General features: G+C 33.3%; 2 protein-coding genes. Both read left to right on the top strand.

The window, feature by feature from the left end; all coding sequences use genetic code 11:
* The first annotated feature begins 322 nt into the window (after positions 1 to 322).
* Positions 323 to 535, top strand: a complete 213-nt coding sequence (locus PW5551_RS02610) for an oligopeptide/dipeptide ABC transporter ATP-binding protein (protein WP_255420108.1) — start codon at positions 323 to 325, stop codon at positions 533 to 535.
* A complete protein-coding gene (locus PW5551_RS02615) occupies positions 528 to 1,334 on the top strand; it encodes an ABC transporter ATP-binding protein (protein WP_113074270.1) in 807 nt (268 codons plus the stop codon). The genes PW5551_RS02610 and PW5551_RS02615 overlap by 8 nt, the downstream gene beginning before the upstream one ends.
* The last annotated feature ends 48 nt before the right edge of the window (positions 1,335 to 1,382 follow it).

Raw genomic sequence — 1,382 nt, forward strand, 5'->3', positions numbered from 1 at the left:
ACTTTCATCCAACAATTTGACCATTGATAGTATAAGAGAACCCTACGAATCTTTTTTGTTTAGCTTTAGCCCCTTGATACTCTAACCAACAAAGAACAACCTTGGCGAATTCTTTTAAAGGCTTTTCACTGTTAGGATATTCTTTAAAAATTTGCAGCTTTAAATCACTGGGATAAACCTTTTTTCTTTTTCATATTCTCACCCTTGGTATAATATTAAATTAAGAAACACATTTTTCTCCAATAACCATTAGGGGTGATTAAATAGAACACTCAAAAACTATCTAGAAACAAGACCTATATTTCACTAGACAGAAAAAGGGATAAAAGGCAAAAAACTTCCAAGTCTCCCTGGATCTCCTCCAGATTTGAGAGAGATACCTCAAGGTTGTAGATTTGCGGACAGATGTCCTTTAGCAATTGACAAATGCAAGAATGATGTAGTGAATTTAACAAAGGTTGGGAACAGATCAATTAGATGTGTGCGATTGGATTACATTTTGACACAAGGAAAGAAGGTGACTCCTAATGCCTAATTTAACAAATGATAAAATTATTCAAGTAGAAAATCTAACAAAAATCTTCGGTAGTGGGAAAAACTCAGTAACTGCAGTAAAGAACGTTAACTTTTCAATAAATAGAGGTGAAATTGTTTCTCTTGTAGGGCAAAGTGGGAGCGGGAAAACAACCGTTACAAGGCTGATTCTTAGGCTTATAAAAGAGACTTCCGGGAAAATAATATTCGATGGGGAAGATATAACAGAAATAAAAGGAAATAGTAAAAAGAAGTATTGGAAAAAAGTTCAAGCTATATTTCAAGATCCCTATGCCTCATTTAACATTTTTTCGCCAGTTAAGAAGGTTTTGTTAGATGCGTTTAAGTTGTTCGATAACTCTTTTACAAAAGAAGAAAAAAAGGAAAAAGTATACGAAGCTCTAGAATCAGTAAATTTAAGGCCAAATGAAGTTGCGGATAAATATCCTTTTGAATTAAGTGGGGGTCAAAGGCAAAGGATAATGATAGCAAGAGCTCATTTGATAAAGCCTAAATTACTTTTGGCAGACGAACCTACCTCTATGATCGATGCTAACTTAAGATCGGGAATATTAGAGTTATTGTTAGGTTTGAGAGATACTGAAGGTACTACTATTATGTTTGTAACCCATGATCTTGGTTTAGCCTATTACGTAAGTGATAGATTGTTTATTATGCATGAGGGAGAAATTGTTGAAGAAGGTACTGCCGATAAGGTAATTACTCAACCAGAACATCCATATACCAAACAATTAATGATGGATGTTCCAAAACTTTCTGAAGAGTGGATTTTGAAATAAGCATTTATTGTTCAAATATATATATAATAAATCAATAAAACAAAAGCT

The sequence above is a fragment of the Petrotoga sp. 9PW.55.5.1 genome (genome assembly GCF_003265365.1).
Lineage (GTDB): Bacteria > Thermotogota > Thermotogae > Petrotogales > Petrotogaceae > Petrotoga.